The 5,702-nt window shown below is 72.2% G+C and carries 7 protein-coding genes; 2 read left to right on the top strand and 5 right to left on the bottom strand.

All coding sequences use genetic code 11. From position 1 onward, the window contains the following. Positions 1-3: 3 nt before the first annotated feature. Positions 4-537, bottom strand: coding sequence for a uridine kinase family protein (locus E1267_RS42235; RefSeq protein WP_132341716.1), 534 nt, complete (start codon positions 535-537; stop codon positions 4-6). 39 nt (positions 538-576) lie between these two features. On the opposite strand from E1267_RS42235, the gene E1267_RS42230 reads away from it, so the two are divergent. Together E1267_RS42230 and E1267_RS42225 are read left to right on the top strand one after the other, a co-directional pair. Continuing rightward, positions 577-1,773 (top strand): CaiB/BaiF CoA transferase family protein, encoded by a 1,197-nt coding sequence (locus E1267_RS42230; RefSeq protein ID WP_165960106.1) that lies wholly within the window; start codon positions 577-579, stop codon positions 1,771-1,773. 74 nt (positions 1,774-1,847) lie between these two features. Beyond that, entirely contained in the window at positions 1,848-3,344 is a 1,497-nt protein-coding gene (locus tag E1267_RS42225) for a carboxyl transferase domain-containing protein (protein ID WP_132341712.1), read from the top strand. Positions 3,345-3,347: 3 nt separating this feature from the next. Here the strand turns inward: E1267_RS42225 and E1267_RS42220 are convergent, their stop codons facing one another. The 4 genes from E1267_RS42220 to E1267_RS45120 all read right to left on the bottom strand — a co-directional run. Then, positions 3,348-3,743: a hypothetical protein gene (locus E1267_RS42220; RefSeq protein ID WP_132341710.1), complete on the bottom strand. Its 396-nt coding sequence runs from the start codon at positions 3,741-3,743 to the stop codon at positions 3,348-3,350. After that, positions 3,740-4,186 carry a hypothetical protein gene (locus E1267_RS42215; protein ID WP_246064692.1) on the bottom strand — a complete coding sequence of 149 codons (447 nt, stop codon included), beginning with the start codon at positions 4,184-4,186 and terminating at the stop codon, positions 3,740-3,742. The genes E1267_RS42220 and E1267_RS42215 overlap by 4 nt, the downstream gene beginning before the upstream one ends. 115 nt (positions 4,187-4,301) lie before the next feature. Beyond that, the gene (locus tag E1267_RS42210) at positions 4,302-5,240 is read right to left on the bottom strand and encodes a DUF418 domain-containing protein (protein WP_132341708.1); all 939 of its coding nucleotides are present in this window, start codon (positions 5,238-5,240) and stop codon (positions 4,302-4,304) included. After that, positions 5,216-5,702: hypothetical protein (locus E1267_RS45120; RefSeq protein ID WP_220449933.1), on the bottom strand; the 487-nt coding region annotated here is incomplete at its 5' end. The genes E1267_RS42210 and E1267_RS45120, both read right to left, overlap by 25 nt.

Below are 5,702 nucleotides of genomic sequence, written 5' to 3'. Positions count from 1 at the left end.
CCCTCACCCCGTCCGGACGATCAGGTCGGCGCGCTCCCGCGTGCGGTCCTCGGCGAACCACGTCCGCTCGGCCGCGAACCACGTACGCCACCGGGGCTCCAGCTCGGGCCCGTCCCGCCGCAGGACGCGCGCCAGCCGCACGGCCTCGGGAGCCTCCACCCAGACGGTGTACGCCAGCAGCTCCGCCACCGAGGCCCTGGCCGCGCCGACCCCCTCGATGACGAGCGCCGGCGCGACGGGCACGCCCACCTGCTCGGCGTATTCGCCCCGCACCCAGTCGTACCTGCGGAAACCTCCGGGGCGGCCGTGCCGCAGCGGCTCGATCACCTGCGACTCCAGCGCGTGGAACCAGCCGCCTGGCCCGTCCTCCCACGGCACGGGGAAGTCGTCGCTGTGGACCACCTGGCACCCGAGGCCGGCGGCGAGCCGCCGCGCGAACGTCGTCTTGCCGGATCCGGCCGGCCCGTCCACGGCCACCAGCCGGACGGGCCCGCACGACGGGGGCAGCTTCCCGATGTGATCGGCCGGCGGATTCATCGGACCAGGGTAGAGGAGAGGGGGCTCGTACCTGAGAGAATGTTCTTTCGCCCTTGGAGCGCATGTAGGAGGTTGATCTTGCTGGGACCCCTCGGCGACATCGTCGTGCTCGATCTGTCCAGGGCCCTGGCCGGGCCGCACGCCGCGCAGATGCTGGGTGACCTGGGCGCCAGGGTGATCAAGGTCGAGCATCCGGACGGCGGTGACGAGTCGCGGGGCTGGGGCCCGCCGTTCGCCGGGCCGGATCACGATATCTCGACCTATTTCCTGGCGGCCAACCGCAACAAGCAGTCCATCACCGTCGACCTCAAGTCCGCGGAGGGCAAGGAGCTCATCGAGCGCCTCGTCCGCCAGAGCGACGTCCTCGTGGAGAACTTCCGCACCGGCGTGCTCGACCGCCTCGGATTCTCCGCCGAGCGCCTCCACGAGCTCAACCCCCGCCTCGTCATCCTGTCCATCACCGGGTTCGGCCACGACGGCCCTGAAGGCGGCCGCCCCGGCTACGACGGGATCGCCCAGGGCGAGGGCGGCCTGATGTCGCTGACCGGCCCCTCACCCGACGAGCCCTACCGCGTCGGCGCGTCCATCGCCGACCTGCTGGCCGGCATCCACGGCGCCTACGGCGTGGCCGGGGCACTCTACGAGCGCGAGCGCACCGGCAAGGGCCGGGTCGTGCGCACATCGCTGCTGGCCGCCGTTACCGGCGTGCACGCCTACCACGGCACCGCATGGACGGTCGGCGGCAAGGTGCCCGCCGCCGGCGGCAACCACCACGCCTCCATCGCCCCCTACGGCACCTTCCGCTGCTCCGACGGCATGCTGCAGATCGCCGCCGCCAACGACGGCCAGTGGAAGAAGGTCGCCGCTCTGCTCGGCATCGATCCCGCCGATCCTCGCTACACCACCAACAGGAAGCGGTTCGCCCACCGCGACGAGCTGATCGCCGACATGGAACGGGCCCTGGCCGCCCACGACCGCGCCCACTGGCTGGCCAGGCTGGCCGATGCCGGCGTGCCGGCGGGCGCGATCAGGTCGATCGACGAGGTCTACGCCTGGGAGCAGACCCGCTCGCAGGGCCTGGTCGTCGAGGTCGAGCATCCGGTGCTCGGGAAGATCGAGCTGCCGGGGCCGCCGTTGCGCTTCGACGGGCTGACCGGAGCGGAGCACAGCGCGCCGCCCACGCTCGGCCAGGACAACGACTCCGTGCTCGCCTGGCTGCGGGAGCGCGAACGATGATTCCCCACCCGCGGCACCGGACGGCGCTCTCATGCGTCACCATTGCAAGGATGTCCGACTTCTAGGGAGTGATAGTGAGCCGTCCGGACGCGCGCACACTGATCGACACGGTCCTCGACAAGGGCTCGTGGACATCGTGGGACGCGCCGCCAGCCGATCCGGCGCCGCCCGGCTCCTCCTACGCCGACGAGCTGTCCGCGGCCCGGGTCAAGTCCGGCTACGACGAGGCCGTGATCACCGGCGAAGGACGGCTCGACGGGCGCAGGGTCGCGATCGCGGCCTGCGAGTTCTCGTTCATGGCGGGCTCGATCGGGGTGGCGGCGGCCGAGCGGTTCGTGAGCGCGGTCGAGCGGGCCACCCGCGAGGGGCTGCCGCTGCTGTCCGCGCCGGCCTCGGGCGGCACGCGGATGCAGGAGGGGGCGGTCGCGTTCGTGCAGATGGTGAAGATCACCGCCGCGATCCAGGCGCATCGCGCCGCCGGCCTGCCCTACCTGGTCTACCTGCGGCACCCGACGACCGGCGGGGTCTTCGCGTCGTGGGCGTCGCTGGGGCACGTCGCGGCGGCCGAGCCGGAGGCGCTGATCGGGTTCATGGGGCCGAGGGTGTTCGAGTCGCTGCACGGCTACCCCTTTCCCGAGGGCGTGCAGGTGTCGGAGAACCTGCACCGCAAAGGGCTGCTCGACGCAGTGGTGTCGGCGGAGGACGCGCGGGAGGTCGCGATCAGGGCGCTCGCCGTGCTCGCCGCCGACAGTTCCGCCGTCGTGGCCGGTCCTCCCCCCGAGGAGGACCTGCGTCCCGTGGAGGCGTGGGAGGCGATCACCCGCTCGCGCCGCGACGACCGGCCCGGCGTGCGCACGCTGCTCAAGCTCGCCGCCGCCGACGTGACCCCGCTCAGCGGCACCGGCGAGGGCGAGAACGAACCGGGGCTGCTGCTGGCGCTGGCCAGGTTCGGCACCGCGCCGGCGGTGGTGCTCGGCCAGGACCGCCGCTTCCAGCGCGCCAACTCGCCGCTGGGCCCGGCGGGGCTGCGCGCTGCCAGACGCGGCATGCGGCTGGCGGCCGAGCTGGGCCTGCCCCTGGTGACCGTCGTCGACACGGCGGGCGCCGACCTGTCGAAGTCGGCCGAGGAGGGTGGCCTGGCCGCCGAGATCGCCCGCTGCCTGGCCGAGCTGGTCATGCTCGACGCGCCCACCGTGTGCCTGCTGCTCGGTGAGGGCGCGGGCGGGGCGGCGCTGGCGCTGCTGCCCGCCGACCGGGTGCTCTGCGCGCAGCACGCCTGGTTGTCGCCGCTGCCGCCCGAGGGCGCCTCGGCCATCCTCTACCGCTCGGTCGACTTCGCCCCCGAGATCGCCCAGGCGCAGCACATCCGCGCCACCGACCTGCGGCGCGACGGCATCGTCGACCGGGTCATCCCCGAGCTGCCCGACGCCGCGTACGAGCCTAGGGACTTCTGCGAACGAGTGGGGCGGGCCCTGGAGCACGAGATCGCGCTGCTGCTGCGATCGACCCCGGCCGACCGGTTCGCCGCCCGCCAGGCCCGCTACCGCCGCCTCGGCACCCCCGCCGGTTAGCTCCTACGGCACCGGGACGCGTTCGACCCGGATCGAGAAGACCTCCTCGCGGGGCACCACGACCTCGTAGGCGCCGTGGTCGACCATCCAGTAGCCCAGCGCCTCCGCCTTCATCCCGCTGTGCCCGGTGTAGGCGATGTGCAGGCCGTCGTCGTCCTCGTCGAGCACGATGCACGGCTCGCCGCCGAACGCCCCCACCGTGCGGATCAGCACCAGCCACTCCAACTGCGCCCTGGGCACGACCCGCCGCCAGTAGCCGGAGGCCGGCTCGAACCCGTCGAGCTCCGTCTCGCTGAACAACACCACCTGGTCGCTGTCGGGGCCGAGGGCGGCGGGCAGGGTGCGCTCGCCGAAGCGGGCCACGAAGCCGGAGGCGATCGGCACGGTCTCGTCGCTCATGCGGCGGGCCGCCAGGTCAGCCCGTCGTAGTGGGCGAAGGTCCGCTCGTCCTCGGCCGTGACGCGAATGATCTCCGCCCCGGCCGGGATCGGCATCGGAACGGTGTGGAACTGCGGCACCACGTGCTCCGACGAGGTCGTGAACCCATTGCCGGCGAAGGGCGGAGCGTCGCTCCAATCGCCCCCCATGTGCGGCCCGTACGGCACCGCGTAGGTGTCGATGTCGCGGGCGAACCAGCGCATGACGTAGATCTCGGGCACCTCGGCGAACAGTTCCGATCCATCGAACGACAGGTCGAGCCCGTAGTAGAGCGCCTCCGGCGTGGTCAACCTGACGCAATCCTGCACCCGGTAGACATAGCCGGAAATGACCGTGCGCTTGCCCGACAGATATGGCACGAGCAGACGCGGCGGGACAACCTTCTGCATCTGCGTTCCGCTCACGCTCCTACTTTACGATCTGTTGACCCCGGAAGACGCGATGTTCCAGGCACGGCAGGGTGGCGCGGGCGGCGGCGGTCTGCTCGTGGTCGATACCCTTTCGAGGTTGGCCTGCGGGTCAGGGGAGACCGGGATCTGGCAGAGGGCGATTCTGGTCACGGCCAGACTCTAGCCGGTTGGGCACCCGCCGAAACCAGGTGAGGCACCGCCATGCCCATTCGAGCGGCCCGTACCTGAACCTCGCCAGCCACCACCGGCTCAGCAGCACCTGCGCGGCCACGGTCACCACCGTCAGACCCACCACCGACCAGCGGGTGGTGTCGGCGTCGACCAGCGGGCCCGCCAGAATGATGATCGCGGTGCCGGAGACGTAGTTGGTCAGCGCCATCCGCCCCAGCGGCTCCAGCACCGCCGCCGACCACGGCCCCAGCACGAGCAGCAGCCCCAGCGAGTACGCCGCCGCGCCCGCCAGCGCGGCCACGCTGTAGGTGGACCAGGCGTGCGTGGCCGACCACGCGGCCGTCAGCAGGACGGTGGCCGCAGCGGCGACCGCGAACGACGGGAGCAGCAGCCATCGTGGCGGACGCAGCTGCCACAGCGCCATGCCGACCAGGAACAGGCCGGGGATGAGCAGGGCCCCGCCGCCGACGGCCACCGCCCACACCAGGGCTCCCAGCCCGAGCAGCAGCACCGGCAGGCCGGGGGCCAGGAACGAGGCGGGCAGCAGCACCACCGCCCCGTAGAAGGCGTAGTCGGTCAGCACCTCGCCCTCGTAGAAGGTGCGCTGCACGAGTCCGAAGCAGAACAGCCAGAACAGCCTGCTCAGCAGCGCCCACCGGCTGTTGCCGCGCAGGAACAGCAGGAAACTGATGCCGAACAGCAACGAGAAGATCGGGTAGAACCGGCTCTGGAACAGCGCTTCGACGGTCCAGTCGACGCCGGTCTGCTGCTTCGTGCTGTGCTGCCAGGTGTTGACCAGCATGATTCCGCCCACCGCGAAGCCGCGGAGAGCGTCGAGTTCACGGACGCGCGTCAGAGGAACCAGGTGTACCACCATATGAGGAATCCGGCGCCGATGACGGTCGCGGCGACCTGCGGCCACCCGCGGTCACGCAGCAGCGCCACGGCCGTCAGCAGGGCCGACGCCACCGCGATCGACGTGTACGCGACCGTGGTGCCGGGGACGCCGACGGCCAGCGCGGTGCCGTTCGCGCCGGCGAGGGTGTGCGCGGACTGGGCCACGATCCCCGTGAAGGCGACGCCCGACAGGCCGCCGTAGGCCGCGAGCGCCCGGCCTCTCAGTGCCCCGGAGACGAGCTGGACCAGGGAGGCGAGCGCGAAGGCCGCGAAGGGGGCGGCCAGCCAGGGGGAGCGGGAGATCAGGTATGGGGCTCCGGTGACGTGCAGGTCGCCCGGCCGGGCCGTGGCGTCCGCGCAGGGCGCGGCCGGTGCGGCGGCCGGGTCGGCCACGAATGCGGCGATCTTCCCGCGGGCGCAGTCGCTGGTGAGGAAGACGGCG

Source organism: Nonomuraea longispora, assembly GCF_004348345.1.
Lineage (GTDB): Bacteria > Actinomycetota > Actinomycetes > Streptosporangiales > Streptosporangiaceae > Nonomuraea > Nonomuraea longispora.
The sequence above is the reverse complement of the archived record's forward strand: the minus strand, read 5'-3'. Positions and strand labels throughout refer to the sequence as shown.